Raw genomic sequence first — 25,675 nt, 5'->3', positions numbered from 1 at the left:
GCTGTTCACATCTTGGTTTCCTGTATTCTATAGATCGTCTGGCTTTGCTGCTGCGCTGTCGCGTTGCCACTTACAATAGTTGTTATCATCGTGGCTGCGAGCGCGGCCGCCAGAAGGACTATGACGGTTGTTGGTCGCTTGGTTGTTTCCATGCAAGCACTGCTGTTCTGGGCAATGATATAGGTTCCGTTGACTGAAAAAACAATACGTTTACTTGCTAAGAATTTAATTCGCGAACTGTACATAGTCTGGCAAGGGAGAGAGAAAAAAGAAATGTCAGAGAGGATAGCTTGCGAACACTGCAACGACAAGGAAGCAGAGATCTTTACGGCAACTGGCAACTACTGTGTCAGCTGCTGGCAGCTAATTACAGAAACGGGAGCCTTTGCTTAACACTTATCCTCTTTTTCTTTTATTTCAGATGAGACCTTCTCGCATATTATTATGCGATAGCATTTGTAGACGCTCGAGTAGTAGTAGTGGGCGGTGAAGGTCTTCCAAATCTCTCCGCTATTTTCTTGTACATATCCAGTTCTTGGGCCGACAGCGGCCTAATCTTTGTCATGGCCTCTTCAAAATGCTGCATATGTATTTTCAGCTCCTTGGCATTCTTTTCAGCCTCCTGTGCCTCCGTATATTTTGAAATGTGTTCTCGCAGTGCAAGCATCGTTGCAGCCGATGCTACTGCTGCAATATCTGCACCAGTGTACCCATCCGTTTTAGCGGCAAGATCGTCGACATTCACATCATCAGCAAGCGGCTTTTTCCTTGTATGGATCCGCAATATCTGTCTTCTTCATTCATAGTCAGGTGGTGGCACATACAAGAGTCTGTCAAACCTTCCCGGTCGTAGTAGCGCAGGATCTATAATATCGGGTCTGTTAGTCGCTGCAATTACTACTACATTTGTCAACATTTCAAGGCCATCCAGCTCTGTTAGCATCTGACTAATGACGCGCTCGGTAACGTGCGAGTCGCCAAAGCCTCCGCCTCTTGTGGGAGCTATAGCATCTACCTCGTCAAAGAATATGATACATGGCGCTGCTTGCCTTGCCTTTCTGAATATCTCTCTGACCCCCTTTTCTGATTCGCCGACCCATTTTGATAGTAGTTCAGGTCCCTTTATGCTGATGAAATTGGCTTCGCTTTCATTGGCTGTTGCTTTTGCCATCAATGTTTTTCCAGTACCAGGTGGGCCATAGAGAAGAATGCCTTTTGGGGGAGTTGCGTCAGCATAAGCAAATACCCCTTGGTACTTCAATGGCCATTCTACAGCCTCGCGCACCTCTTGCTTTACAGCTTCCAGTCCGCCAATATCCTCCCATTTGACGTCTGGCACCTCAACAAAAACTTCCCTCATTGCAGACGGTTCCATCTCTTTTATCACATCCATAAAGTCCTGCATCTTGACAATAATCTTGTTCAAAGTTTCAGCAGGAACGCTTTCCGCAGAAACATCAATTTCTGGAAGTATGCGCCTTAGCGCACGCATTGCGGCCTCTTTAGCGAGCGATTGGAGGTCTGCTCCCACAAATCCATGAGAAATGTCTGCAAGCTTTTCCAACTTTACGTCATCTGCTAGTGGCATTCCTCGCGTATGAATCTGCAAGATCTCAAGCCTGCCATTCCTATCTGGAACTCCGAGCTCTATTTCTCTATCAAACCTTCCAGGGCGTCGCAGAGCAGGATCGATGGCATTTATTCTATTGGTGGCGCCGATTATGACAACTTTTCCCCTAGCAGTCAGGCCATCCATCAATGATAGGAGCTGAGCTACCACTCTCCTCTCGACTTCGCCTGTCACTACTTCGCGTTTAGGGGCTATCGAATCAAGCTCGTCTATGAATATAATCGACGGTGCATTCTTTTGCGCTTCCTGGAAAACATTGCGCAGCCGCTCTTCGCTTTCGCCATAGTATTTGCTCATGATTTCCGGACCTCCAATCGTGTAAAAGTTGGCATTTGTTTCATTGGCTACCGCCTTTGCGAGCAATGTTTTGCCAGTTCCCGGCGGGCCGTGGAGAATAACGCCCTTGGGGGCTTCTACTCCAAGTCTCCTAAAGAGCTCGGGATGGCGCAGGGGCAGCTCTATCATTTCTCTTACTTTTGTTACCACATCCCGCAGTCCGCCAATATCTTCGTAAGTAATGGCTGGAATGCCGCCTTCCTGAGCTGCAGCGGCTTTGGCTACTTCTTCAGATAATGTAACCTGCGTAGAGGCATTAATTATTACAGGCCCGGATGGATTTGTACCAGCGACTACCAAATCAATTCGCTGTCCCATAATATTGAGAGGAATAGTATCGCCCCTTGTCACAAGTTGGTCTTCCAGAAATCCTGCCAGATATTCTTCTGCACCTAGGATGCGCAATGGCTCGGTAGGTGCCAACGTAATACTTTCTGCGGGCTTTGCTTGTACTTTTCTGACGTCAACCGTATCGCCAATGCCTACGCCAAGCCTGCCTCTGGTATAGCCATCAATGCGGACAAGACCTTTCCCATAATCAACCTGATAAGCAGGCCAGCTAAGAACTGTCGTCTTTCTTTTGTCAGTAGGTGAACTTCTATTGCGTCTCCTGTCGATATGCCAAGGCTCTCTGCCACCTTGGGGTCAATTCTGGCGATTCTTCTTCCGACATCTCTTGTATTGGCCTCGGCAACTTTCAAGCTCGCCTTGTTATCGTTAAACGCTATTGACATGAGCTATTCTGTACTCCCTACGGTCATCATAGGCGCGGCAAGAAATGTAAAAGTTAACTTTTATTCGGTCAAGGCAAGGCGTTTGGCAGGGTAACTGTTGCTGAATGTTTAAAAGTACTCGTCATCAGACTCTGCTTGGTCTCTGAGGTCATCGAGCTCGTCAAGCCACTCATCGCCGGACCTGATGTCCCACCTCATCTCTACTTTTGCCGGCGGAGCGAGCACGTCTTTTATGCGAAAGACCACCAGAGGAAGTTTTATCCTGTCCAGAACGTCTATCTGGTCGCTGGAAAATGCGCCATTTCCGATCTTTACCCAGCAAAGCGCATCTGGATTTGCTAGCATTACATCTCCGTATTTGCTGAGCTGGCCTGTCTTACAAGCCAGATAGTCAAACAGAAAATTGCCATTAACAGATCTGGATAATTCCTTGACTTCTGTAACAATCTTGTCCATCAACTTGATGCTGATCCTGTGAACCCCTTTATTGAAAACCAACGTATTGCCCTTGATGTCGATGTCTTTGAGCGCAATGTACGCCCAGCCTTTCTGGTCGCAGCCTTCCTTGTAGTACAGCTCGCGGAGCGCGTCCTTGAGAGAAGGCGTTATTTCTAGGCCCATTCAATCTGCCATTGCAATAGGCGGGAATAAAATTTTACTCAGGCGACCAGATTGTTTCGCGCCGGCCGCCGTTTCCTCCACATTCGGCGCACATTACTGTTCCGAAGCCCTTGCAGTCATAGCATGTCTGCCAGCCCGGCGAAACCTTGCCAGAGCCACCGCAATTAAAACAAGTCCTCCTTCCATTGTTGCAGAATGTGCATTTTTTCCATACCTGCCTGCTTGACATCCGAGTTTTCCTGATAACTGACGGCTAATTAAGTGTCGCTACTGTGACTTGCATGCGCATAATTTTATAGATTGATATATGCATAGTCTTATCCTGTTAGTTGTCTAATGGTATCCGTCTTGCCACTTCGCAGTACCGATCAGTATTCGTGGGGGCTGATTTAGAAATCACCGCACAGGTCAGGATTGTTACTTCGGTGGCTCCATACGTGACTGCTGCCAATGCGCTGCAGGCCATCAAGCTGGCACATGAAGACGGATTTTCAGGGGTAGAGCTAAATGAGGATCACCTCCATCAGCTGGTGCAGGTCAAGCCAAACTGCCTCAGGCTGATGAGAACCTACAGTGCGGACAAGCACATGATAAACTCTCTCCACAAGACGCTCCACCGGCCAAGCATCGATTCGCCAGACCAGAGTGAAAGAAAACGCGCAGTAGAGTATACCATTAAAACGCTCGACTACATGGAGGTTGCCGGCATCTATAGGATGGTGCTGCACAGTTTCAGCGACTTGCCCGCATTCTTTTGCCTGAAGGGTGAGTGTGCCAACAAGGCAGGATACTTTGTGGGCTGTAACGCGGTGAAAATCTATGGAATTTTTGCTCCCGTTCTAAAGGCTTATCGCCAAACAAGAAAAAAGGAGTTTCAGGAAAACTTCGTGCATTCGCTTTCAGAAATCGCAAAATACGCCGCTGACAGGAATGTTGATGGCAAGCCCATCGAAATTGTACTTGAAGAGCATTATTCCGATGCCATTGATTACGACAGCGTCCCCTATGGGAGAGGAAATTTCGCCAACGTGATTAGAGGTATTGATACTGCACATCAGCTGATAAGAACCGGTCGCAACACTGACCTATCGGAGATAAATGAACTGATCCACTTCCATGCAGTCGATACAAACGGCGTGATAGACGACCACAGGACGATAGGTAGGGGGAAGGTAAATTTTGAGAATAGCTTGTCCACTGCCATTGGGAAAAATCTGACAGACACTATTGTGCTGGAAGATGGCACAAGGAATAGCGCGCTAAAATCCAAAGAAGTGCTGATATCAATGATAAGACGCATCAGCACTACAGTTAGCTCGCGCAGTGTCTAAGTTTTGCAGCATTCATACAATACTCTGGCAATGGCTAACTGCATGCCAATCATTGGAGCAAAGGTTAGTGAAAAGAAACTTTGGAATATGCAAACTCGTGCAGTGAATGGTTAAGGTCTGCTATGCTTGACCAGAGCTTTTCCGCTTAAATATCTGTAGCTCGAATGGAGCTTGTGATCGAAGAAAAGCAGCACAGGATCATATCGCCTTATTCGCTTCTCACCCTGCTAGTACCCGTAGTTGCCCTTGTAGCCGTTCTGCTCTATGGGAATTTGCTTGCTCTCAACTACGTCCACGTTTTGATGGGAGGCACGTGGACTGGAATCGATTTGTTTATGGGCATAGTCATGAGCCAAGTGATGAAAGGACTTGAGCCCCAAGCCCGAACGCAAGTGATCAAAAAGTTGGTGCCTGTTATGCTCTTTCTTATGCCAGCTCTTGCGGCAGTCGCGATAACTTCTGGCATAACCCTTGCCCAGAGGATGAACATGCCGACACTTGAATCGCCCACCATCATTGCAGCAGTGATCATAGTCATAATTCTCTCTGTGCAGGGCTTTGGAATGATAATGCCTACAGAGATACGAGTCTTCCTAGAGCTTCAAAAGAAGGAGCCTAACCGGGACAAGATAATACGATGGGGGATGAGGAACATTAAACTGGCCGGTAGCCAAGGAGTCTTCCAGGTGGCTCTCATATTTGTCATGGCAAATTTGGCGAAGGGATTTGTATAAGCAATTTTCAGACCAACATTAAGCATAGGTCTTTACAGAACATTGCCAATTAACCATCAACGGCTGCTTCTATATACAATAATTCTGACATGCCATATTATGGCAACACAAGAAATGACGCGTAATGAAGCAAGCGGTCAACCACAAATGCCGACAGAATGGGCTACATTCGTCCACAACATAGTGACTCAGCTGACCCAAGAAAACGTAGCATTGACATACGATCTAAACAATGTAAAGATAGCAGTTCCTGGATCTCCCAATGATAACGGAGCAGAGAAGGCACAATGGGTGATTGATGGCAGCATTACAGTTAGAGGAACTAGGGGCTCAAGGTAGCCCTTGTATTAGATGCGACCGTCATTCTTCTACATTATTTTTTCATAAGTTGTATCTTAGCATTTGGCAGGTTCTAAGAATAAGTAAGCATTGAACGCTGCTGTCTCAGGTTGCAAGTCTCTGGCGTTATGAATAGTAGCCTTTCTGAATATGGCATTGTAGTATTGCAAGTGGTATTGGAAGCAAACTTTGCTGCCCGAAGTGATTTAAGAAGCCTCTTCGCTATTGACAAACCTGATGGTATACTCTCCAGTTGAAGATGATAGGCTGTCTCGTTTCCTATCAGACAGGCCAAAATTCAAGCTCTATGCCGCAACCCAGCATCTAAACAATCTAAAGTCGATTGAAGCAAGGCATGAAAGTTTGGTTGCTCCTAAGGCTCGGATACCGGCCGAAATGGAGATCGACAGTTTTTTGGATAAGATGCTTGGAGCAGTAGACTCTCTTTTCGTCCAAATTAATGAAAAACTTGATCTTGGAATACCGATTGACCAGCTAGATTTTGGCCATGTGCAGAGTGCGCTGTCAGCAAAAACAAAAAGGATCGACCTTTTGTCAGATCTTGACAAGGCTAGGCAGTACGGCAACTGGTACCGGCAACTAATTGAGTTGAGAAATTCCTCTATGCGTGAGTCTTTATCAAAGCTAGTCATAGTAGGGCCAGACTCCATGAAGGCGTACTTCAAGAAAAATTCCAAGGATCCGGACAATTCTCCTCCCATGGAATTGGAAGTTATACCATATTTTGAGCAGTGCTTATCCAGTATGGAGCGGTTGATTGAAATGATTAGAAACAGTGACCCTAGATTCTCCGAGTAGGACATTTTTTAAGATACTAAAGTCAACGGGCGATGATCGATAACCAGATTTTTGCCAGTACCCACCCACAAAGTTGACACTGCCGTCATGGCAGTACTTGATTTGTCAGCCTAAGCTCTCGAGCTGAAGTGCATCTGCTCTGCGCATATCGCAAAACCGACATGAGCGCAGTCATTCGTTCTGCACTCATTGCAAATAGGAACCCCTTCCACAATTCCAACACTCACATCTTTTTGCAGAACGTTGTCATGCAAGACAACCTCTCTGTTCTGGTCAAATTTCTTCATAGTGATAGGGACAGCGGGCGAGTCTTTTCCTTCAAAATTGAGCCACAGTCCAAATGCAATCACCCCTTCGTCTACATTGTTGTTTCTTACTACCAGAGTGCTGCTTGAAACTGGTTGCGTTGATTTTCTCATATTGAACACACCCGCACGGCCATACGACGATACATTATGTCGCTTGTTAAACATGGTGTGAGATTATTCTAACCTCTGTGTAAGCTGTCGCAAGATCAATTAATCAACGTATGCAATATGCGATCTTGGCGCCTTTATATGCCAATATTGAATGAAAAACATAGAAGCGCAGTAATTTCAAAAATTTCGCATGATTTTGTCTGCCGCATTTTATATAGATGTCAGTTTCACATTGTTGGTCAATTATCGATGCTCCTTAAATGATGGCTACTAGTTTGGTTGTAGTGTTCAGTTCACAATTGCCTTGATTCTATGCTGACACTAGGAGCCTTTCTTCGATCATGTCTAGAGCCTTCCGAACATAGGCATTGGTGATAAGCGAAGGCATATCCAACCTCATATCATTAGGCAGGGAATCATTGAGCTGTTGAAGCATCCTTAATCGTTTTTCTGTATTGGGTTCATTTCTGATGGCAGAAACGCGATTTAGTAATAGCTTTGATTTGTTGTAGCTCATAACATCCTCTATCCAGTGATCACATAAAAGTCCGTATGGAGCTGTCTTATAGAATATCAAACCGGCGATGCTCTAGTACATAGAATTGCGAACTTCATAAACCTTGGAGGATAATACTTGAGACCTGAAGCAAAACTATAAAGCCGGTTGTTTTGGCATTAATGCCGAAGACTATCTCGCTGTTGTGATGGTTTTTGACTGGAGGAATCAAAATGGAAACTACAACTACTGTAAAAGGAAAGTCGAGTTCGACTAGGATTTCAAGGAATGTGCAATTTACCTTATGCGGCTCTTGCTATTGGTGTGCATCATACCTTGATGGAAGAGGAATAGAAAAATGCCCTGCTTGCGGTGAACAAAGAGTAGAGCTAATGCCTTTAGCTGGGAATGAAATGTACACATTTGACTATGAAGAGAAGCGGGGAGTAACCGTAGACTTTCTTCCTCTAAAGATAGCTGCCTAAGAGTCCTTCCATCTTTTATTGGAAAGATCCGGGGAATGTTAACTATCGTCACTCTATGATGACTTGAACATTTACGCTATCCTAGTCTTTTTTGTCCCACCGGCTGAGTTGGCACTGCCTAGACCGATAATCTTCTTCGATTTTTGCATGACAGCGAATAGCGTTAAGTCTGTTCTTCTCTAAAATATCCGCACTCACAGATCAATACTTTAGCACAACGCCCTGTATCTGCTACACTCAGTTTGACCAGATAATTGGCTTGCGTCAGCAGCCTGTTACACCTTGGACATATCTCGGACAGCATCCCAAGAGCAATATCTCTTGCCGAATCGGCTAATTAAGGAACGTGGACGATTGTTATGGGGAATATCGAGTGAGAAAAGCAGGCACTGTTATCTATTCGTCAGTTCATATATCGTTTCAATATTACACGGGCCGATGATAAATTATCATGCAGTTGTCAGAACTTGATAAATGTGCCTGTATGTCAACACTTCATACATCCTAAAGCGGTTCTTGCGAAAGTATCAGACAATAACATACAAGTGTTAATTGGATGCCAGCACTGATGTTGTTATGAATTGCAGTCAAGACAGTTACCGTGCGGATGCCACTTGAAGTGGGATGAGAAAGAGACGAGGGTTCTCGTCTGTGTGTTCCATCAGCTTCAATATGTGGTCTGGCGCGGAACAGACGTCGACTTCATCAGGAGGATAGCAACTCCCTCCATAAACAGGTTAGATATCGATGAGATCAATGCGATAAGACTACCTTGAATGGAATGATTATTGCGATGGGTGAGCCATATTCTGCGAATCTTGATCAACTAAATGTTATGACAAATCAAATTACATAACCACTTTGCTCTATGCTTTATTCGCCAAAGCTCTTTTGCTTCAGACGACAAAAGAGATCATCGACCATGCAAATATATCCGAAAGTTGTATCTGTGCTAGGATCCGAACCGCCAGCCAGTCCCTTTGCTGAAGCTTCCTTTATGCGTAGATTTTGCTGTCGGATGTAAATCGGAATTCCGATCTAGTTGTATCCTGTTTGCAATAGTTAGAAATCTGATAGGAATGCCTACCTCTTTTCATTCGATCTAATCTAGCTAGATACGTAGGAATAATAGTTCTCTATCAAAGGTGTACAATGTTTTCATTAAAAGCGTATATCTAACTTTGTTGTATAATTAACAATGAGGGAGAGCAATACGATCCTCATCGAAAGAGAAATCAGAGAAGAAGAAACCGAAGGAGTTCCTGTCTGCGGCCATAATCTTTCCAGGCCTGTAATTGACCGGGTCAGATACATCGAAGAAATCCATTACAAGATTGGAAGCAGGGAATACATCGAAAATGAGGACTAGCAATAACGAAACCTCTAGTGGAGCTGCTGCTATTGAAACGGAAGATCGAGACATAGAACTAGAGAACATTATTGGCAATCTTTTGATAGCAGAATATCAGGTAGATAAACTCCGCAATAGGCTGGTCGATAAGATTAGCCCCTCTTACTCTAGTGCAGGAGCAAAAGATCATTCTGCATATAGCTTCAAGATTGGCAGCAAGTGGTACCGTGTTTCTATAAAGGTGGAGGAGCAGAGGCTTGCGCTTGAAACAGCGGGAAAAGAATAAGAATCCTTCATCTATTTACTCCTAATGATAGTTTAACGCACGCCTTGTATCTGGTAATTCTGCCTGTGTCAGGGTCTACATCTGCAGTCATGCCTTGAACCTTTATCCTATGGATGTTATGTATCGTCTTTTTAGCTTCCTCTAATGCAACTCAAGCTGCAGCCTCCCAGCCTTCATTTGACGTGCCAATTATTTCTATAACTGTAGCGACTCGAGATGATGTCGTTTCTGGCTCCTCTCTTGTTGTTGCCATAGCCGAAGCAGCTGATAACATAACAATACACACTTCTGCCTGCTCGTAGAAAAACGAATAGGCAATCAAGCAAAGAACAAAAGCTTAATAGCATTTGGATAATAACTTGATATGACAGTGGCGCGATAAAACAACTTCAATAAATACAACTTGTTGCATATTTACACAAGCCTATGGCCCAAGTGTCAGACGAGAAGAGGGCAATACTTGAACTAAGACATCGCTAAGTGGTCAGACATTCAAGAAGAAAAGAAAGCTGCTATAAAACGACTGTCAGCGCACGGTGAGAACGCTATTTCTGCACTGCAAGAAATTTTGGATGTTACGGTCTATGATGAAATAAAAGCTGTCTGCATAGAAGCGATCAAAGCAGCTAAGGTTTTGCTTCTTCAAATATTACTAGCCATAGCAGTAGTACTAAAAAAAGACAAAGAGGAGGAAAAGGCGAAGAAAAGGGGAGTAGCAATAGTACAGTCCGCCTGGCTGACCTGCCCCCTTGAATTATTTCTCCCTGCTGTATAGTCTAGAGCAAAACAGAGAGATCTGATTGCAGCCATAAAACAAGAAGAGGGCTAGTCAGGTTACTAGATTTTGATTGCTTCATTATTATTTGACTTTTGCTTGTGTGTTATCCTTATCCTTATCCTTCGGCTTCCTCCGCTGCGGCAGCATTATATATACATAGGCAGAGCCACACATGGTACATGGAACATTATTGCCCTCATGCTGCCCGGAGCTTCTATAGTGAATTCTTGCCGCTTCTTCTGGGTTGATTGATAGCGCTATCTGCTTCTCCCAGTTCAACGTGCGCCTAGCTTCAGTGATATCTCTGTCCCACTTGATTGCCTTGTCTCTTATCTTTACCAAATCGCCAGCGTGTGCAGCTATTCTGTAGGCAATCAATCCCTCTTTCACCTCTTCAGCCGTTGGCAGCCCCAAGTGTTCTGCTGGCGTCAAATAGCACAGCAGGTCAACGCCTTCAGCTGCTGAAACAGCTGCGCCTATGGCGCTTGCGATATGGTCGTATCCAGCCGCAACGTCTGTGACTAGCGGGCCCAACACATAGTATGGGATATCGCCAATCAGAGATTTCGCCAATCTCACGTTTGCAGCAACTTCATTTAGAGGTACATGTCCCGGACCCTCGATCATTACTTGGACATCTTTGTCATGAGCACGCTTTGCCAGCCTTGCTACGTTTATCATCTCTGCAACTTGCAATTCATCATGCGAATCCAGTATAGAGCCAGGTCTCAACGCGTCACCCAGACTGAATGTAACATCGTATTTCCTTGCAATTTCGCACAGATAATCAAAGTGCTCATAGTATGGGTTCTCTTTATCGTATTTGAGCATCCAAGCGGCTGTTATTGTTCCTCCTTTTGATACAATGCCGCCATGCCTCCGCTCTTCTAGCATACGCTTTGCCAGTTCTTTTGTGATGCCTGAATGAATTGTTGTATAGTCAACACCATCTTTTGCATTCTTTTCAAACGCATTTAGAAAGTCATCCTCTGTAATATTGAGGGGATTTTTGTACTTTTCAACTCCATGACAGTATGCCTGATAAACTGGCACAGTGCCAAAAGTTATCGGCGCAGCTTCTAGCAATGTCTGACGGATAAGGTTGAGATTGCCGCCATCAGACAAATCCATGATAGTGTCAGCGCCATACTTTACGGCAACTTTGGCCTTTGAGACCTCCTCGTCTAGGTTCTGGTGTAATGTAGATGTCCCGATATTGACATTGACCTTTGTACGAAGGCCCTTGCCAATTCCTGTAACTTTGATCTTCTGCTTTCTTGCATTATTCCTTGGGATAATGATAGAGCCGTTTGCAACCCTCTGAACTATTACACTTACATCAATATCTTCTTGTTTTGCAACATCAATCATCTCCTCTGTAGCGATCCCACGCCTTGCAGAACCCATTTGGGTAGGCATTTTTGTATCGCTAGACAGATGCAAAGTCTACCCTTAAAAGAGTAGCTCTTAAGGTGTCTTATGAGAAAATCGAGTCTGTATAACATAGAAGAGAGAGCCAAGAAGTTTTGGTACTGTAAGCAGGCACATCGTGGCTTATCCCAGAGACGATCCTTTGCGATACTCGGCCAGGAACGCGTCTTTGATGCTCTTGACCAAGCCGTGCAATTCTTTGTTGTCGTTGAACTCGTTCACCTGCACACTGGTCAAGCCCAGAGATTCCAGCTCGCTTATGAGGTAACTTTGCTCATGCGCCTTCTCATTTAGAATATCTCTGGCCATGGTTCCCCGATACAAATTGGGACGATATAGAAGATATGGTGCTGACCACCAGAAGAATCTTCTATCGCTTCAGGCGAGCTCGTGTATTTTGTGAAATTTTGAATCCTGACGAATATGACACCGGAGTTCTTGTAACTTGGCGGGACATGAATAGAAGCATATGCAGGGAATTCGAGCCTATGTCCCTTCAAGTTACCCGAACTGGCTTGGGCATACCGGGAATGCCTGAATCAGCTTTGTCATGCAATAATCTGGTCAGCGCTTGATATAAATGGACATCCTGTAGGCGAAAATAGTTTATTTTTACTGTCATTCTAATCCTTTCAGTTTCTCTTTTGCTTTGCCAATTATGCGTTCAGCCCACTTTACTGCTTTTTCCGCCTCCTCATTGCCCATCAAATCAGGTTGGTACTCGGACGCATTTTTCAGATTCCGCAGAGATGTGAACTGCTTTTGAACATCTTGGTATTCGCTGGCATTAAAAATGCCTTTTAGTAACGATAGTACGTCGGTATGGGCGCCCGAGGCCCTTTTGCCGAAATATGACGTGGTTAGGGCGTCAAGCACATTGATTGTGGCGTGAATGGCATTCATCGCAGCGCTATCATATCTGCCCTCTCGGCAATTTTTGCTAAATACAGCGAGTCCTCAGCTTTTTTCAAGTAGTTCTTGGCCTTCTTTTGATCTACTGGACGAGTCATTTGTTTTCAATGATCATCTCCTTTAGGTCCCTGCCTGCAACGACAACATAACTATTAAGAATCGAATTTATCAGCCGGTCGTTTTTCTTGCTTGTCAGTTCCGTTCCATTCATTATTATAGGCGAAAGGCGGCTGTTGAAAACCAATGAAATTTCGTCTCCAGCCTTCGACACAATGGAGCTTGCAGCCTCAAAGTCATTGGAAATGACAAGCAGATCAACGTCGCTGTCTTTGCGTTCTCTACCGATGGCAACACTGCCAAACAGAACTGCAGACATTATGCTTTTATCAGTCATCAGATGCCTCTTGAGTATAGAAACAAGTTCATGAAGCGTATCCTCTTCGGCCTTCACCGTTGGCCTTAGGATCCTGTTCAGGATGTAGCTCTTGTCATTTAGCGATATGAGGTATGATCTGCCAACTGGCTGAATTGTCAGTATGCCAAACTTCTCTAGCTCTTGGACTGCCAGAGCGGCTTCGCTTGGTGAAACGCCGGCTACCTCGGCAAGCTTGCGTACCGTAAAGATCTTGTCGGGGTATTTGACAAGAGCTCGAATCAGGCGTATTGAAACCTTGCTACCAAGCAATGGCTCGAGATAGGTGTGAAGTTGCATGTCCTGACAGGCGAACATATGTATGGTATATCGGGCATCTAAACATATTTCAGGACATGCCACGAGCGAGGGTAACAAGCCGTTGGTGGCTTGGGCGGCTCGGAGCGAGTGCGAGACCATTTAAGAGTCGAATTGGCAGAGGACAGGAATAAAGGCCCGTTCTTGAAAGCCATAATGATGCATGGAGTCGAAATGGAACGAACATGCACACCATCCTATCTGTGCGGTGTGCGGAGAGGAATTTGCATCTGCCGAGCAACTAGGCAGGCATGTTGATCAGGTGCACAGGGAAAAATAGACAAATGGAATGGAGGTCGTCCAGACAAAGGTTTCCCAAATTAGCCCTCTATCGGTATCGACTCGCTATATAGGCGTAAATAGATGCTTGTACAAAGTGACATCGATGTCCAGCGAGGCCGAGGAAATAAATGAAGTTATCCTCTCTTGTCTTATTGAAAATGCGAGAATGTCTTCGCAAGAGATCCATAAGAGGCTGAAGTCTCGTGGCATCAACAGGACGCCACGGGCTGTACTGGAACGCATCAGCAAGCTTGAAAAAGAGGGGAGAATAGCTGGCTACACGCTTAAACCCCAGCCAAAGAACTTTGAAGGCTTTGTCATCAGGTTGATTTTAATCTCATTCAAAACGTCTTCAGTTTTCAACGAAAGGGTAGCCATGTTTACAAGCTACCTTCAAAATGCACCCTTTGCTGCCTTTGCAGGTAGAACAAGGGGAGAATACGATTGGATAAACATCAAGATATTTCCAAATACAAAAATAGCAAACCAAGAGAGCGATATGTACAGGACAGTCTTTGGAGACATTATTGAGAAGTATACAGCATTTGATGTCACCGTGGTAAAGGCACCCAGGTTCATTCAGGCGACAAACTACTCAATTGACAACTTTTACGAGTTCTGCCAAAAGTGGATGAAATAACCCAGTTCCTTTAAGGAAGAATCCCGATAGGCAAAATGCGGAAACAGAAGCGGGTGCTTCCTGAAGAGTAAAACCTATTATATTCTGCTTCTAATGTAATGTACATAGAATGCAGAGTCAGAAGGCGAGAGAGTATGTGGCTCTTTCGGACAATTTGTTTTCTGTAAACGACAAAGTTCAGTATGTTGCTATTGCAAATGTTTTAGGTGAAATAATTGACATTTACCATAACAATGGTGCGAACAGCCCCTCAGTTCTCTCAAAAGGGAGGCTTTCAGAGGATCTCCGCAAGATCACGCTAGCCACGAACGTGTTAACTTTTGAAAATATCAGACTGATGGTTCTCGATACAGCTAGCTCAAAGGCACTCATTATCAATCTGGCCGAGGACACCATAATAGTGGGGATGAGCAAAGACGGGGTGCTGCCAGATTTGGCCCGCGTCTTGAGCTGCATCTCTAGACTGGGCTTTTAAGGTCACGCTTTCTTTAGAAGAGATATCTTCTTCAGGTCGTCATCGATCATCGAGTGAAGCTTTAGCCTAAACTGCATTAACTCGCTTACAACTTCGGCCCTTTCTTCAGAGCGCAACTTGCCGTTGGCCTCCTCTATTATCATGTCAAGCCTTGCAAGAGACATACGGAGAACCAACAGTGCCCTTTTCAACAGTTTAATTTCTGCCGATTTGGAGCCGTCTTTTGTTTCCTTGGCAGCAATTCCGTCATCCATGGTTCCATCAAAACCAAAAATCTGTTCTACCTTTGCACCATTCTTTATCTGTCGCCTTATTTCCCTTACTGCATGAACAGAAAGGCCGCCGTTCATGATTTCTTCAGCAATCAACTTCTGCTTATCCTCTCCGATGTTGACCAATTCCAGAGCGTGTGAGGGCTTTAGTTTTTTCTGCGCTACTTGTTCCATAATCTCTTTTGGCAACCTAAGAAGCTGAATCCTGCTGGAAATATACTGCTCGCTTTTCGATATGACACGACCCAATTGGGACACTCCTCCCCAGCCATAATCAAGAATATACGCCTTGAATGCTTCAGCCTCTTCGATAGGATCCATGGTCATCCGGTGCATGTTTTCAATCAATTGAATTTCAAATGCATCTTTGTCTGATAAGGCACGAATCCTAGCAGGTATTACTCTCCACCTTAACAGCTTGCAAGCTTGGTATCGCCTGTGACCTGCCACTATTTCAAATCCAGAATCCACTGGTCTGACCGTTATAGGTTGGATCAGACCATGCTGGCGTATGCTATCTGCCAGTTCCTTGATCGCCTGTCTATCAAACGAAGAATTGCATGTGCGCACCTGAATTGCTGCCGGTCTAATGCCGCGCAACTCGAGCATCTCCTCAATAACCTGATCATTAGACATGGCGAAGATTGTAGATGGATGGAACTATATAAGTAAATTAATTATTTCTTTAAAAACTTTGTTAGCAGAATAGTATTAAATTCCTTGGAAGATGGAATTTTTGATGCGCAGTTTGATACCAAAGAACATAAAGGACAATGCAGCCAACAAAGTGGAGCCGCAATCAACAAGAAAAAGAAAGTATGTCACGGCGGCTTTCTTTGCATCAGTAACCCTTATCCTGTACCTGCTCGGCTGGGTCCTTTGAGACATGATTTGTGATTATTCTGAGAAGGCACACTCGCAGCAGCGCTAGCAAGAACTTTTGAAGGCTTATAAATTAACATTAGCACAATTCATTGATGGGAGAAGCTATTGGGCAATCTGCTCAGGACCACGAAGTTCTGTGGGAGGGCATTGTAAAGATAGACCCCAGCATTTCTGCACATATGCCCGAAGCCATAGAAGCAGGAGGTAGCCTGAAACTTTTCACTATAACAGACACTTCTTTTCCCTACGGCGACAACGCCCAGCTTGACAATCATGATCTGCTTGCTGACTTTCCAAATGAGATCTCTGTCTACGTAGTGGGGGGAAAAATGCTGGAATACATGAAATGCTCGGTGATCAAGCAATATCAGTTTTCCAAAGTGCAAAAAAGTTCCTATTTCAAAAGGAAAAAACAAGACACCAACGACAATTATTCTGCCAAGAAAATTGTTGCAAAAAAAGGCTTCCTACTGTCTCCAGTAGATGCCCCTGCTAGTCAGCATCCTGTCGGCTGCCTAGCTTCTGTCAAGGTAAGTAACGAATACGGTGAATCTCTTATTTTTGAAAAAACTGGCTTGGTCATCTTTGCATCCGGCTCAAAGACTTCTGAAATAACGTTCACGAACCAAAAAAGGTCTGTTACAGTGGTGTTTGTGGCTTCAAATGAAAAACCCTTCCTTGCATACATGCGGTCAAAACCGCTGCTGGTCAAGCTGCTGTGCGACAGCAATGGGATAAAAACAGAAAAGATTTTGCAGGAAGAAGGCCAAGACATGCCAAGCCGGCAGAAGGTTGAAGATCCGTTGAAAATCCTCAAGGTAAGACTAGCGAAAGGCGAAATATCGGCTGAAGAGTACAACAAACTGAGAAAGTTGATTGCAGACGATGAAGAAAAGGTAGGCCAAGGTTCAAACTGGATTTAGCAGTAAGAAAAAATGAAAAAAGAGAGGCGGCACGGATCTAGAATTCTTTGTACTCTAGATATTTGCCATCAAGCGTTATCCTGCAGCGCGGCTCTCCGTGGCTCCCGGTAATTTTTTCCATCTTTATTGAAAAGTCGATGGCGCTCATAATTCCGTCACCGCCTCTTCCTGTCTTGTCTGAGAAAAGCTCGTTGAACATTTCCCTCATTGCATCGCCATATACACCAATTATTTCCAAGAGCCTGTAGTTGAACGGGTCGATTGTGGCCGGAAAATTTCTTCTATTAGGGTAGACAGCAAGTTCTTTCCTTGCAGCTCCGTCAAGTCCTAGCAGGCTAGTTACCTTGTCAATGTCTGCGTGGTTAAGTTTCTGCTGTCCGTGCAATGCGGCGGCAACGAACATCGGGTCTTTTCCAATTGTCTCTGCAAGCTTTGTGTAGTTGAGACCCTTCTCCCTCATCTTCGATCTGACGGCTGCCAATATAGCCTCTCTTTCACTTTGTGGTGGAACCAATTCTGTCGTAGTCATGCCATATCCACTTCACCAGGTGCTCACATTAAGTATTATTGCAAAAAAGTGATTTAAATAGCAAAAACAAAAACCATGTGCGCGAATTTACCCGGCAATTAACCCGATGTCTGGTAGAATGATGAGCTTCGTGGCAAAATTATGTTGTTAAATACATAACGTCAAAAGCAAGTAATTCCGTATGAAGAATGCCTTGTGGCCAAAGAGATGGCAGCTGCCACTACTATTGGCGGTAGCTAGCTTGTCATTTCATCTATTGTCTTTTACATCTGTTGTAAATGCAAATGATCAAGCAAACTCATCTCCCATTATCATTAATGAGGTAGAGATCGACGCTCCCTCTAATGCTGATGACCCATTAGCTTGGGTTGAGCTTTTGAATACAGGCGGTACCCCAGTTCCCCTCTCTAGACTAAATCTAACGATCATTACTGGGGATAAAGAAGGCGACAATGTGACCCACGTGTCGCTCAAGCCTGACAATGGCGATCCCACCATGCCTGCCCATAGCCATCATGTTGTCCCTGTGCGAACCAATCTGGATCACTATTTGGTCGGACTGCAGCTTTTTGAAGATGGAGTGTTGCTAGACGAAGTACAAGGGCTAAACGATGCCCTTGCTGACGATCGAACGTGGCAAAGGTATCCTGACGGCGAGGATACCGGGTCCTTTGAGGACTGGGTTTTTGCAGAATCTACCAAGGGAGAGGATAATGGGAATCTGGGAAAGGCAATTGCTGAATGCTATTTGAATCCATTGTGCATGAGCCTTGACACGCCGGCGCATAAGTCACATGTACTGAACGTAGACGAAACTGCCTTTACTGTCGACACCTTTTCTACATCCTCAGTTACCGGGATGGATCTGGATCAAGAGGAAAAGAAACTTGTAGTGAGATTGTCAAAATCAAGTGAAGAATCAGACCTCTCATTTATTCATATTAGCTTTCCAAAAACACTCCTAAGTGGCGATTTTATAGTCAATATTGACCAGGGGGAATCGCAACAGCCATTTTTTGCCGTGGAAAATAACACGCATTCTAGGTTGATAATAGAATTTGGGCCAGGAGATAGGACCGTGGAAATTGTTGGCACCAATGTAGCCCCAGAGTTTGGCGGTGCCTCCATATTGCTGGCCATCGCTTCAACAACGTTAGCTTTGATCATAGTAGCAAGGCGATACCTTGCAGTAAAATAGCGAACACCGCCCTAACGCTAGTGCGTGAATTGAACCGGCGCGCCCATGAATTTCCAATATAAGCTATAATGGAACAATTAAGGATATGAAGTGCACAGGAAAGATTGCTATCTGATGAGTTCATCGTCAGATGGTAAAGTGTCAGCTCCGGGATTCGGTATTCCCTCCGGTCCGGCTGAAGGGGCATCACCACCTTCCACATCTTCAAATCCGTTGCCGGGACATTCTTCAATGAACCCTCCACCACCGTCTTCGCCGCCTGCCCAGGTTGTTCCGCCATCGCCAGAAGCAGAGACGCCGCCTTCCCCTCGGCTTTTGGCAGGCATCTTTGGTTTGCCAGACACGCTAAAGACACTGAGCAACCTGGGCGTTGCAAAATGCAAGGTGAATCCTGCCCAAGGCATTCTAATGGGCTGGCAGGCCATGAGCTATCTTGCGTTTGCTGCATTGTTTGCCTTTGTGATCATGGCTGCTGTTGCGCCGGATCTGTCGCCTGGACTGGGCAGATTCCTCATGTTCGTTGTCTTTCCCGGAACGTCGCTGGTAGCTGTAATCATCCTGGGAGCCAATCTTGTGACTGGAGACTACATGACCTCGGGCATATCTCTGATGACAGGTCAGGCCAAATGGAGAGAAGTATTTTACCAGTGGAGCATCACGCATGCCGGTCACTGGATATCCGGAGTGGTCATTGGGTGGATGATAATTGTAGGGGCTCTCATGTTGGCAGGCCCGGGTTATGGCGAGGCTTTTACAAACTTCCTTGTAAACGTAGGAAATCTAAAGGTCAACGTTTTGACGTGGGACCAGCTGTTCTGGAGGGCGATATTTGCCAACTGGATGGTGACTATGGCTGTATGGGGAGCATTCAGGACGCAGGAGGTTATCGCAAAGATTCTGTTGATATCGTTCCCATTGGGCACGTTCTTTGCCACAGGGTTTGAACACAGCATCGTAAACCACTGGGTACTGTCTGCTGCAATATGGCAAGGCGCGGACTATACATGGGGTCAGGCCATGTGGAACAACCTAGTCCCAGTTACCCTTGGCAACATCATTGGTGCGACATTCTTTATGGGCATGGTTTACTGGTACACAGGGGGCATGCAAAAGTGGCTTGCAGCAGATAAGTGGAGGCAACCCCATGGCACCTACCGCGATTTGGCAAGGGCATTCAAAGATGCGATAACACTGATGATAGCGTTTACGGCTATCATGCCTGCTGCCATAGGTGCGATCCTGCTCTTTGGTCTTGAGCCGGCCATGGGGATACAACCTGGGACCAACAATCCAAACTGGATAGAGCCAATAATAGTCATAGGCTGGTTCGTTGGAATTTCGCTGATAGTGAAATGGTTCCTCTGGCCAAGGAGGCCGTGGTACAAGATCCCTGCGACCTAGGTGCGAATGGGATGATGCCATTTGGCGGGCCACAGAAATCAAAGACACGGCAAGAGAAAGAAAAAGAAGGCTGCAGAAGCAAACCCAACAAAGAATGGAGCACGGGTTGGATACCATTCAGAAGCCGCAAACCCGCCGGAATTGATCAGTGAAACAGGGGCAAATGAAGGGATGGAAATTGGTTACCATTCAGAAGTGGCAAATACAAGCAAAACAGAAGAAGATGTCGCTGGCATGCAAGTTGGCTATCACTCCGAGCGCGCAAATCCCCAAAGGCCCAATCAAAATGACGGCATGAAGATTGGCTACCACTCGGAAGTGGCAAATCCTCCAAGAGAAGGGCAAGATGGGATGAATATAGGCTACCATTCAGAAGCAGTCAACATTGGCTCTCATAGCAAGCGATTGCATGGTGCCAAAGGCTCTTTGGAAGAGAGAGCTGATGATGCAAGCAACCGGTAGTAGAAGAAGATAAAACATCTTGAGCAGGAAGGACATGATGCTACAGGATTTTCATGTCATTGCCTTATTGCTTTTAGGCAGAAGCTTCATGGGCGCTGTATACTATGTTCGTAATAGCAGACATTACCCCGCTGACACTCTTTATGCTCGCAATTATGGCTTGCAATTTTGTTTCGTCATCTGCTGACACCTTCACTATCAAGTCATAGACGCCAGTCGTAGAATAGACTTCAAGAACGCCCTGCACCTCTCTTAATGCTCTCCCGATGGATGCAGAGTGCTGGTGTTGCGCACAATCAACAAATACGAAGGCAAGCGTCATGCATGAGAATTTTTGGCATGCTATTAAAGACTTGTTACTTTATCAATGTTTTATTTAAGGTGCAAATGACATGGCAATACGTGGTTCTAGAGGGCGGCGCTTGCTCCTGCTTCTTTTCCCAGCCAAACATCGCATGCTAAGAGACTGCTCATATTTTTACCCACAGCTATCTTTTTTCAAGCCATTTAAGACCCAAGGTATTTGGTCTCTAAATAGGTCACGAAGTAATCTGGATTATATTCTTCATTGAAGGTATTCTTAAGAAGCATTTTTGGTGCATAAACAGATCCGTGTTGATGTATTTTTAGTCTTAACCATTCTTTGATGGGCTCAAAATCTCCCTTCCTGATGTTTTCCTCGTAATTCTTCAGGTCTTTGCGCAGCTTTGCAGCAATGATCGCAGAAACCAAATTCCCTAAAGTGTAAGTAGGGAAATAGCCAAAGAGGCCACTGCTCCAATGAGTATCTTGAAGTACGCCCTGCGAGTCCTCGGTTGGTCTCACTCCAAGCAGCTGCTCCATTCTATCGTTCCAGAATCCAGGAATTTCAGAGATGTTTAGCTCATCTCCAAATATTTTCTTCTCTATCTCGTACCTTATTGCTATATGGAGATTGTAAGTAACTTCGTCGGCGTCGACTCGTATGTAATCAGGCTTGACATTATTGAAATACAGGTACAGGTCCCCATCTGTAGCTTGGTTTGCAAAACTTACTTGCTTTCTAATCAAGGGAGCTATCAATTGAACAAAAGGCCGGCTTCTGCCTACAATGTTCTCCCAAAACCTTGACTGAGATTCATGAAGTCCTAGCGAAGATCCACCTTCAACAGGAGTGACAGAGAATGACTGATCGCACTGCAGATGGTACAAGGCATGACCGGCTTCATGGATAGTACTAGATATCGACCTTTTGAAATCAGTTCCCTCATATCGAGTAGTTATTCTGACGTCATTGAGACCCATAGCTTCAGTAAAAGGATGGGTGGATACATCCATTCTGAAACGTTCCATATCATATTGCAGGAGATTCAAAAGTTCACGATTGAGCTCATCAACTTTTTGAACGTCATATTTTGATTTTCCAAGGTTGCTCTCCTTGCAAAACGGGCTGCCTGAATCTACGAGCTTTTTCAATATTTTCTGAATTTGCGGAGTCAGCACTCCGAATACCTTGTCCAAATCATCTACTGTAAGCTCTTCTTCAAATGTATCCAAAAGCACGTCATATGGATGCTTTTCATAGCCTATCTTGTCAGCGACTTGCTTCTTTATTTCTATCATCTTTTTGAGATAGGGCTCATACATCTTGAAATCAGATTTTTCTCTCGCCTGCCTCCAGACCATGTTGCCCCTTATTCTTTCCAAAGACTCTGCTTCGGTCAACTCTTTTGGTATCTTTAACTGCCTGGTTATGTCCCTGTCAAGCACTCGTACGATTCCCTTCTCTACATCGTTAAGGCCATCCTGCTGTTTCTTTGCTAATTCGACAAGATCAACAAAATCTTTGCTTAGCAAAAGCTGCTTATGCAGCAGGTGAAGTTGAGAATCGGCCACTCCTCTTTCTTCAGTGCCTTTCCTGGGCATATAGGTCTCAAAGTCCCAGCCCATTAGAGAAGTGGCGTGATTTATGGACCATACAGGTTTGTAAGCATCGAGAATCTGGTTTATGACAGGGTTATTGGATTTCATGTCGCCACACACTTTTCAGGGATTCAAGCAGATCAGTCTATTAATCATTGCTGGGCATATCTGATATGATGTTTTGGAAGTGATATCACAGAAAACACAGATTTTATTCTTCAAGCAACCATATAACGACGTTCTACTCTGAAACAAGCTTGTAATGGTGGGGTGCTGCTAACTTGTCGTCTGTTCAAGGATATATGAGACAAATGCTCAGCCGACGGTAAGTTAACAGTGCCTATCCGCAAGCTCTTGTATCCCCTTGCAAGGCGTCATGTCTACGCCCTTATCCGTGTCGATGCGTCGCAAGACATCTTCAAAAGCCTGTCCCGCTTCACCCACTGATGTTCTCGGATCCGCCTTATGCTTTGCAATGGCCGACACAAAGAGCTCTACCTCATCGTGCTTCAGGAAGCCGAAGACGTCTGTCCCGAGTTTGTTGGATATGTAGAGCCGCGCGGTCACATCGTTCTGCATCGCCTCCAAGAGACTCCTCATGCTTTCGCCCGGCAGCCCCTCTGCAGGCACCTTAAGGACTATGTTTCATTCTGATTCCTCGATTATACCAGCATACCTTCCCCATTCCAAGAACATGTTCTCTATGTTGTCCTTACCGTTGTTAATCGCATATATCACGCCAACCTTTCTCGCAGCGACCTCAGGATTATTGCCCTTTGAGAGAAGCGAGATGAAAATTATGATTGGCTCATAACGCTGGAGATACTTTCTGAAGATGATGCGTTTTTGTTCCTCGTCAGCCTTTGCCACATTCTCTACGTCTGGTGCCAGCGAATATGTGCCGCTTGACTCTACCGGCATGCCAAATTGGGTCGCGATGTCCACGGCTCGACGCGCATATTCGACTGAAACGCCTACATACTCCGCAGCGTCCTTCACGCTCAGACCAGAATGTGAGCATCCTTCGACGACCTCCATAATCACCTTTGCAGTGACTTTCTGTACCCTGTATTCCTGTGCAGTCTGCGCTTTGGTCACTTTAGCCACCCACAGAATTGACGTTCGTGTCTACGGTCTTGCCGTTGGCCTTGACAAAGTCCCTCAGTGCCTCTACCTCTACGACGTAAGTATCGCCACCGATTCTCACCTGAGCCATCTGCTTGCTGTCATCGACGACCATGTTAGTTCCTGTAGATTGCCTTGACGCTATGTCAGGATTTAGAGTATACCTGCCATCATCGCCAGGAATCAGGATTTTGGATATGTTCAGGAGCTGAATCAGATTCTTCAACGGCTTCTCCACCTTCTCCCTATCGGGGAGCTTGGACGTCAAGCCGAGCGTGTTAAGGATCTCGTCTTCGCTCAGTGACTTTTTCAGTCTGAAGGCAACAGCCAGACTTGATACAAACCACGAGCTGCCTATTGCGTCTCTGAACAGTTTCCAGCCGTCATCATCAGAGCCCCATTCCATCTTTTGCACTATTGCTGTCAAGGTTTGTGATGGCTTACTTTTCCCATCTTGGTCCTCAAGCATGCCGAGGCTCTTCCAGAACTTCAGGCATTCGCTCACGTTTGACAGGCTCGCGTTTACCACGGACGCAATGTCCTTGTACGAAGCGCCTGTGCCGTGCTTCTCATAATAAAAGACTTAGCCCTTGATGACTTCAATCTGTTTTTCCATCTTCAGATTTTTGACCGGGTAGGACTATTTCCTGAATTGTCTTCAATTGCTCCGTCATAGCGACACCTCCATTGCTTCGAGCTTCATGCGCTCCTTGATCTTCTGCCGTACGAAGTCCAGATTTGTTTTGAATATGGACGGGTTGTTTGATGCGATTGCAAGCTCGTAATTGGTCTTGAGCATGTCAATAAGCATGCCCAGATCAGGATGATCCTGCAACAACAGTTTCAGGCCAGCGACCTTGTCAGAGAAAGACTTGCTCCTGTCATCCTCGGCCAACGCTTCTAAGGCGCCCAGATGTCGCCCGATTTCGAAGATAGGCAGGTAGTCGATCTTTTCGGTCTTTGGCTGGCTTACCTCGGCAGCCACAATAGTCGCGGCCTCGTCGCTCTTGACCCTGTATAACCCTCTCTGACTTTTTACCGCAAGGTTGGCGGCATTGAGCCATGTCAAAAACTTCTTCCCATAGATTTCCTTTGTGTCTGGCGACCAATCCCTTTTGAGATGGAATGTCAGAATCCCGCCTATGTCATTGGCTGTGAGGTCCCTGTCAGCAGATGCCATTTTGCGAATGACATCAGCATAATGGCTGCCATAGAGGCATGCCCTGAATATGTCAGATTTCTTGTCTGCTGACAGAGTGGGGTCCAGAAGCTTCCTTCCAGTCTCGGTAATGCGATACGATCCGCTCAGATCCTTCTCCACGAGACCCAAAGCCCCGCAAATGGCCAAGTGGGCCCACAATGACCGATCTCCAGTGCCCAACTTCTGAGATAGCTCCGAGAGCTTTGCCCTCTCGTAGCCGTTCAGCACAGTCAACAGACTGATCATCGGGTTATACCCTATCTCTGGCGGATAGATGTCTGACTTCGCCTTCTTTGTCACGGCATTTAGCGACAGAACGCCGTTGCCAAAGTAGCCATACCCGGCGAACGAAATGATCGAAGCACAACTGTTTCCAAATGCGCGGTATGTCCTCACATCTTTCCAGTTCTTCTTGAACCGATCCATCAGCGCGCGGCCTATCTCTTCGCCTGAGATTTCAGAGCGCGCCTCTAGCAGTGACTTTACAAATTTCAAAACTTCAGACTTGCCGACAGCGGCTTTGATTATCTGCTTTGCCTTCTCTTCCTCATTTGAAGCCATTGCCTGCGCAAAGACCATACCTTCGCTAGTTAGTACGATTTTTCCATTTACTGTCTCTGATAACCCCGGAAGACCCATGGCTAGGCTCACGTCATTGATGTTGCTCACTTTGCAGTCTATCAGGGTAGCGAGCTCTGATATTCCTATTTCCCGGGCATGTGCCTTGTATAATGCTTGAACTGTTTCAATGACCCTGTCCACGCCCACATAGGGGATAATTGTCCTAGAATCATTGTCTTCATCCACTTCGCTCATAGTTCATGTTATGTTCACCTCTAGCTTAAAGACTTCTGGCAAATGGAGGTGACAGGGATGTAAATGCTATATGAGGCTAAGCTTGGGTCATTTAATACGCCTCTTGGTTGCGAGCTATCATTTTTACATTGG

At 45.5% G+C, this 25,675-nt stretch carries 33 protein-coding genes and 3 pseudogenes; 16 read left to right on the top strand and 20 right to left on the bottom strand.

Features of this window, described 5'->3' with window-relative positions; translation table 11 throughout:
- Window positions 1-5: 5 nt before the first annotated feature.
- From NGAR_RS17960 to NGAR_RS14860, 4 genes and pseudogenes are all read right to left on the bottom strand, one after another.
- Complete coding sequence (locus NGAR_RS17960) at window positions 6-152, bottom strand: hypothetical protein (RefSeq protein ID WP_187147548.1); 147 nt, start codon at window positions 150-152, stop codon at window positions 6-8.
- 290 nt (window positions 153-442) lie between these two features.
- A pseudogene (locus NGAR_RS14870) lies at window positions 443-2,700 on the bottom strand (CDC48 family AAA ATPase).
- Window positions 2,701-2,808: 108 nt separating this feature from the next.
- Window positions 2,809-3,321: a hypothetical protein gene (locus NGAR_RS14865; protein WP_015020616.1), complete on the bottom strand. Its 513-nt coding sequence runs from the start codon at window positions 3,319-3,321 to the stop codon at window positions 2,809-2,811.
- A 34-nt stretch (window positions 3,322-3,355) separates the two neighbouring features.
- Entirely contained in the window at window positions 3,356-3,550 is a 195-nt protein-coding gene (locus tag NGAR_RS14860; RefSeq protein ID WP_015020615.1) for a hypothetical protein, read from the bottom strand.
- A 100-nt stretch (window positions 3,551-3,650) separates the two neighbouring features.
- On the opposite strand from NGAR_RS14860, the gene NGAR_RS14855 reads away from it, so the two are divergent.
- From NGAR_RS14855 to NGAR_RS14840, 4 genes are all read left to right on the top strand, one after another.
- On the top strand, window positions 3,651-4,652 hold the full coding sequence (locus tag NGAR_RS14855) for a TIM barrel protein (protein ID WP_148681561.1): 1,002 nt from the start codon (window positions 3,651-3,653) through the stop codon (window positions 4,650-4,652).
- Between the two features lie 164 nt (window positions 4,653-4,816).
- On the top strand, window positions 4,817-5,386 hold the full coding sequence (locus NGAR_RS14850) for a hypothetical protein (RefSeq protein ID WP_015020613.1): 570 nt from the start codon (window positions 4,817-4,819) through the stop codon (window positions 5,384-5,386).
- 99 nt (window positions 5,387-5,485) lie between these two features.
- Window positions 5,486-5,725, top strand: a complete 240-nt coding sequence (locus NGAR_RS14845) for a hypothetical protein (RefSeq protein WP_148681560.1) — start codon at window positions 5,486-5,488, stop codon at window positions 5,723-5,725.
- A 396-nt stretch (window positions 5,726-6,121) separates the two neighbouring features.
- The gene (locus NGAR_RS14840) at window positions 6,122-6,544 is read left to right on the top strand and encodes a hypothetical protein (RefSeq protein ID WP_148681559.1); all 423 of its coding nucleotides are present in this window, start codon (window positions 6,122-6,124) and stop codon (window positions 6,542-6,544) included.
- A 110-nt stretch (window positions 6,545-6,654) separates the two neighbouring features.
- Here NGAR_RS14840 and NGAR_RS14835 read toward each other — a convergent pair whose 3' ends face one another.
- On the bottom strand, window positions 6,655-6,963 hold the full coding sequence (locus NGAR_RS14835; protein WP_015020610.1) for a hypothetical protein: 309 nt from the start codon (window positions 6,961-6,963) through the stop codon (window positions 6,655-6,657).
- Between the two features lie 729 nt (window positions 6,964-7,692).
- On the opposite strand from NGAR_RS14835, the gene NGAR_RS14830 reads away from it, so the two are divergent.
- The 4 genes from NGAR_RS14830 (at window position 7,693) to NGAR_RS14825 (ending at window position 9,581) form a co-directional block, all read left to right on the top strand.
- Window positions 7,693-7,944 carry a hypothetical protein gene (locus NGAR_RS14830; RefSeq protein WP_148681558.1) on the top strand — a complete coding sequence of 84 codons (252 nt, stop codon included), beginning with the start codon at window positions 7,693-7,695 and terminating at the stop codon, window positions 7,942-7,944.
- Window positions 7,945-8,558: 614 nt separating this feature from the next.
- Window positions 8,559-8,720, top strand: a complete 162-nt coding sequence (locus NGAR_RS17955) for a hypothetical protein (RefSeq protein ID WP_187147547.1) — start codon at window positions 8,559-8,561, stop codon at window positions 8,718-8,720.
- A gap of 422 nt (window positions 8,721-9,142) precedes the next feature.
- Entirely contained in the window at window positions 9,143-9,313 is a 171-nt protein-coding gene (locus tag NGAR_RS17950; RefSeq protein WP_015020608.1) for a hypothetical protein, read from the top strand.
- On the top strand, window positions 9,303-9,581 hold the full coding sequence (locus NGAR_RS14825; RefSeq protein ID WP_015020607.1) for a hypothetical protein: 279 nt from the start codon (window positions 9,303-9,305) through the stop codon (window positions 9,579-9,581). Before NGAR_RS17950 ends, NGAR_RS14825 begins: the two co-directional genes overlap by 11 nt.
- Window positions 9,582-9,588: 7 nt before the next feature.
- Here NGAR_RS14825 and NGAR_RS18575 read toward each other — a convergent pair.
- Together NGAR_RS18575 and NGAR_RS18570 are read right to left on the bottom strand one after the other, a co-directional pair.
- Window positions 9,589-9,717, bottom strand: a pseudogene (locus tag NGAR_RS18575) (dodecin domain-containing protein); the annotation flags it as partial.
- Between the two features lie 15 nt (window positions 9,718-9,732).
- Complete coding sequence (locus NGAR_RS18570) at window positions 9,733-9,834, bottom strand: dodecin family protein (protein WP_228369209.1); 102 nt, start codon at window positions 9,832-9,834, stop codon at window positions 9,733-9,735.
- 315 nt (window positions 9,835-10,149) lie between these two features.
- Here NGAR_RS18570 and NGAR_RS14815 point away from each other — a divergent pair, with 315 nt between their 5' ends.
- The gene (locus NGAR_RS14815; protein ID WP_148681557.1) at window positions 10,150-10,356 is read left to right on the top strand and encodes a hypothetical protein; all 207 of its coding nucleotides are present in this window, start codon (window positions 10,150-10,152) and stop codon (window positions 10,354-10,356) included.
- An 84-nt stretch (window positions 10,357-10,440) separates the two neighbouring features.
- Here the strand turns inward: NGAR_RS14815 and thiC are convergent, their stop codons facing one another.
- The 4 genes and pseudogenes from thiC to NGAR_RS14795 all read right to left on the bottom strand — a co-directional run bounded on the left by thiC (window position 10,441) and on the right by NGAR_RS14795 (window position 13,414).
- Complete coding sequence (gene thiC / locus NGAR_RS14810) at window positions 10,441-11,778, bottom strand: phosphomethylpyrimidine synthase ThiC (RefSeq protein ID WP_015020606.1); 1,338 nt, start codon at window positions 11,776-11,778, stop codon at window positions 10,441-10,443.
- A gap of 135 nt (window positions 11,779-11,913) precedes the next feature.
- Complete coding sequence (locus NGAR_RS14805; protein WP_015020605.1) at window positions 11,914-12,099, bottom strand: hypothetical protein; 186 nt, start codon at window positions 12,097-12,099, stop codon at window positions 11,914-11,916.
- Window positions 12,100-12,408: 309 nt separating this feature from the next.
- Window positions 12,409-12,720, bottom strand: a pseudogene (locus tag NGAR_RS14800) (HEPN domain-containing protein); the annotation flags it as partial.
- 76 nt (window positions 12,721-12,796) lie between these two features.
- Window positions 12,797-13,414 (bottom strand): nucleotidyltransferase domain-containing protein, encoded by a 618-nt coding sequence (locus tag NGAR_RS14795; RefSeq protein WP_228369208.1) that lies wholly within the window; start codon window positions 13,412-13,414, stop codon window positions 12,797-12,799.
- A 385-nt stretch (window positions 13,415-13,799) separates the two neighbouring features.
- On the opposite strand from NGAR_RS14795, the gene NGAR_RS14790 reads away from it, so the two are divergent.
- A complete protein-coding gene (locus tag NGAR_RS14790) occupies window positions 13,800-14,354 on the top strand; it encodes a histidine kinase (protein ID WP_148681555.1) in 555 nt (184 codons plus the stop codon).
- 109 nt (window positions 14,355-14,463) lie between these two features.
- A complete protein-coding gene (locus tag NGAR_RS14785; RefSeq protein WP_015020601.1) occupies window positions 14,464-14,829 on the top strand; it encodes a hypothetical protein in 366 nt (121 codons plus the stop codon).
- 2 nt (window positions 14,830-14,831) lie between these two features.
- On the opposite strand, the gene NGAR_RS14780 is transcribed toward NGAR_RS14785, so the two are convergent.
- Window positions 14,832-15,710 carry a ParB/RepB/Spo0J family partition protein gene (locus tag NGAR_RS14780; protein WP_015020600.1) on the bottom strand — a complete coding sequence of 293 codons (879 nt, stop codon included), beginning with the start codon at window positions 15,708-15,710 and terminating at the stop codon, window positions 14,832-14,834.
- 139 nt (window positions 15,711-15,849) lie between these two features.
- Between NGAR_RS14780 and NGAR_RS18975 the strand changes: the two genes are divergently transcribed.
- Complete coding sequence (locus tag NGAR_RS18975; RefSeq protein ID WP_266190300.1) at window positions 15,850-15,984, top strand: hypothetical protein; 135 nt, start codon at window positions 15,850-15,852, stop codon at window positions 15,982-15,984.
- 94 nt (window positions 15,985-16,078) lie between these two features.
- Window positions 16,079-16,909 (top strand): SHOCT domain-containing protein, encoded by an 831-nt coding sequence (locus tag NGAR_RS14775; RefSeq protein ID WP_015020598.1) that lies wholly within the window; start codon window positions 16,079-16,081, stop codon window positions 16,907-16,909.
- A gap of 37 nt (window positions 16,910-16,946) precedes the next feature.
- Here NGAR_RS14775 and NGAR_RS14770 read toward each other — a convergent pair whose 3' ends face one another.
- Window positions 16,947-17,438, bottom strand: coding sequence for a cyanase (locus NGAR_RS14770; RefSeq protein WP_015020597.1), 492 nt, complete (start codon window positions 17,436-17,438; stop codon window positions 16,947-16,949).
- Window positions 17,439-17,694: 256 nt separating this feature from the next.
- Here NGAR_RS14770 and NGAR_RS14765 point away from each other — a divergent pair, with 256 nt between their 5' ends.
- A complete protein-coding gene (locus NGAR_RS14765; protein ID WP_148681553.1) occupies window positions 17,695-18,636 on the top strand; it encodes a lamin tail domain-containing protein in 942 nt (313 codons plus the stop codon).
- Between the two features lie 107 nt (window positions 18,637-18,743).
- On the opposite strand, the gene NGAR_RS17940 is transcribed toward NGAR_RS14765, so the two are convergent.
- The gene (locus tag NGAR_RS17940) at window positions 18,744-18,962 is read right to left on the bottom strand and encodes a hypothetical protein (protein ID WP_187147544.1); all 219 of its coding nucleotides are present in this window, start codon (window positions 18,960-18,962) and stop codon (window positions 18,744-18,746) included.
- Window positions 18,963-18,969: 7 nt separating this feature from the next.
- Between NGAR_RS17940 and NGAR_RS14760 the strand changes: the two genes are divergently transcribed.
- Complete coding sequence (locus tag NGAR_RS14760; RefSeq protein WP_015020594.1) at window positions 18,970-20,037, top strand: formate/nitrite transporter family protein; 1,068 nt, start codon at window positions 18,970-18,972, stop codon at window positions 20,035-20,037.
- A 21-nt stretch (window positions 20,038-20,058) separates the two neighbouring features.
- Window positions 20,059-20,499, top strand: coding sequence for a hypothetical protein (locus tag NGAR_RS14755; protein ID WP_015020593.1), 441 nt, complete (start codon window positions 20,059-20,061; stop codon window positions 20,497-20,499).
- 73 nt (window positions 20,500-20,572) lie between these two features.
- Here the strand turns inward: NGAR_RS14755 and NGAR_RS14750 are convergent, their stop codons facing one another.
- The 6 genes from NGAR_RS14750 to NGAR_RS14725 all read right to left on the bottom strand — a co-directional run bounded on the left by NGAR_RS14750 (window position 20,573) and on the right by NGAR_RS14725 (window position 25,543).
- Window positions 20,573-20,821: an Lrp/AsnC family transcriptional regulator gene (locus NGAR_RS14750; protein WP_015020592.1), complete on the bottom strand. Its 249-nt coding sequence runs from the start codon at window positions 20,819-20,821 to the stop codon at window positions 20,573-20,575.
- A gap of 185 nt (window positions 20,822-21,006) precedes the next feature.
- Entirely contained in the window at window positions 21,007-22,509 is a 1,503-nt protein-coding gene (locus NGAR_RS14745) for a carboxypeptidase M32 (RefSeq protein WP_015020591.1), read from the bottom strand.
- A 222-nt stretch (window positions 22,510-22,731) separates the two neighbouring features.
- Complete coding sequence (locus NGAR_RS14740; RefSeq protein ID WP_015020590.1) at window positions 22,732-23,031, bottom strand: hypothetical protein; 300 nt, start codon at window positions 23,029-23,031, stop codon at window positions 22,732-22,734.
- 15 nt (window positions 23,032-23,046) lie between these two features.
- Complete coding sequence (locus tag NGAR_RS14735; protein WP_148681551.1) at window positions 23,047-23,499, bottom strand: AAA-associated domain-containing protein; 453 nt, start codon at window positions 23,497-23,499, stop codon at window positions 23,047-23,049.
- 1 nt (window position 23,500) lies between these two features.
- Entirely contained in the window at window positions 23,501-24,055 is a 555-nt protein-coding gene (locus NGAR_RS14730; RefSeq protein ID WP_015020588.1) for a hypothetical protein, read from the bottom strand.
- Between the two features lie 141 nt (window positions 24,056-24,196).
- Window positions 24,197-25,543: a hypothetical protein gene (locus NGAR_RS14725; RefSeq protein ID WP_015020587.1), complete on the bottom strand. Its 1,347-nt coding sequence runs from the start codon at window positions 25,541-25,543 to the stop codon at window positions 24,197-24,199.
- Window positions 25,544-25,675 lie beyond the last annotated feature (132 nt).

Origin of the sequence: Candidatus Nitrososphaera gargensis Ga9.2 (assembly GCF_000303155.1) — an archaeon.
Classification (GTDB): Archaea; Thermoproteota; Nitrososphaeria; order Nitrososphaerales; family Nitrososphaeraceae; genus Nitrososphaera; species Nitrososphaera gargensis.
This window is presented reverse-complemented; position numbering and strand designations above follow the sequence as displayed.

Coding starts and splice junctions, on each gene's coding strand:
- NGAR_RS14840 (WP_148681559.1), top strand. CDS start 6,122: ATGGAGATCGACAGTTTTTTGGATAAGATGCTTGGAGCAGTAGACTCT.
- thiC (WP_015020606.1), bottom strand. CDS start 11,778: ATGCCTACCCAAATGGGTTCTGCAAGGCGTGGGATCGCTACAGAGGAG.
- NGAR_RS14745 (WP_015020591.1), bottom strand. CDS start 22,509: ATGAAATCCAATAACCCTGTCATAAACCAGATTCTCGATGCTTACAAA.
- NGAR_RS17950 (WP_015020608.1), top strand. CDS start 9,143: ATGAGGGAGAGCAATACGATCCTCATCGAAAGAGAAATCAGAGAAGAA.
- NGAR_RS14795 (WP_228369208.1), bottom strand. CDS start 13,414: ATGCAACTTCACACCTATCTCGAGCCATTGCTTGGTAGCAAGGTTTCA.
- NGAR_RS14830 (WP_148681558.1), top strand. CDS start 7,693: ATGGAAACTACAACTACTGTAAAAGGAAAGTCGAGTTCGACTAGGATT.
- NGAR_RS14725 (WP_015020587.1), bottom strand. CDS start 25,543: ATGAGCGAAGTGGATGAAGACAATGATTCTAGGACAATTATCCCCTAT.
- NGAR_RS14785 (WP_015020601.1), top strand. CDS start 14,464: ATGCAGAGTCAGAAGGCGAGAGAGTATGTGGCTCTTTCGGACAATTTG.
- NGAR_RS14865 (WP_015020616.1), bottom strand. CDS start 3,321: ATGGGCCTAGAAATAACGCCTTCTCTCAAGGACGCGCTCCGCGAGCTG.
- NGAR_RS18570 (WP_228369209.1), bottom strand. CDS start 9,834: ATGGCAACAACAAGAGAGGAGCCAGAAACGACATCATCTCGAGTCGCT.
- NGAR_RS14825 (WP_015020607.1), top strand. CDS start 9,303: ATGAGGACTAGCAATAACGAAACCTCTAGTGGAGCTGCTGCTATTGAA.
- NGAR_RS14780 (WP_015020600.1), bottom strand. CDS start 15,710: ATGCTCGAGTTGCGCGGCATTAGACCGGCAGCAATTCAGGTGCGCACA.
- NGAR_RS17940 (WP_187147544.1), bottom strand. CDS start 18,962: ATGCCTGCCAAAAGCCGAGGGGAAGGCGGCGTCTCTGCTTCTGGCGAT.
- NGAR_RS14750 (WP_015020592.1), bottom strand. CDS start 20,821: ATGACGCTTGCCTTCGTATTTGTTGATTGTGCGCAACACCAGCACTCT.
- NGAR_RS14805 (WP_015020605.1), bottom strand. CDS start 12,099: ATGGCCAGAGATATTCTAAATGAGAAGGCGCATGAGCAAAGTTACCTC.
- NGAR_RS14835 (WP_015020610.1), bottom strand. CDS start 6,963: ATGAGAAAATCAACGCAACCAGTTTCAAGCAGCACTCTGGTAGTAAGA.
- NGAR_RS14845 (WP_148681560.1), top strand. CDS start 5,486: ATGGCAACACAAGAAATGACGCGTAATGAAGCAAGCGGTCAACCACAA.
- NGAR_RS14850 (WP_015020613.1), top strand. CDS start 4,817: ATGGAGCTTGTGATCGAAGAAAAGCAGCACAGGATCATATCGCCTTAT.
- NGAR_RS14775 (WP_015020598.1), top strand. CDS start 16,079: ATGGGAGAAGCTATTGGGCAATCTGCTCAGGACCACGAAGTTCTGTGG.
- NGAR_RS17960 (WP_187147548.1), bottom strand. CDS start 152: ATGGAAACAACCAAGCGACCAACAACCGTCATAGTCCTTCTGGCGGCC.
- NGAR_RS14860 (WP_015020615.1), bottom strand. CDS start 3,550: ATGTCAAGCAGGCAGGTATGGAAAAAATGCACATTCTGCAACAATGGA.
- NGAR_RS14770 (WP_015020597.1), bottom strand. CDS start 17,438: ATGACTACGACAGAATTGGTTCCACCACAAAGTGAAAGAGAGGCTATA.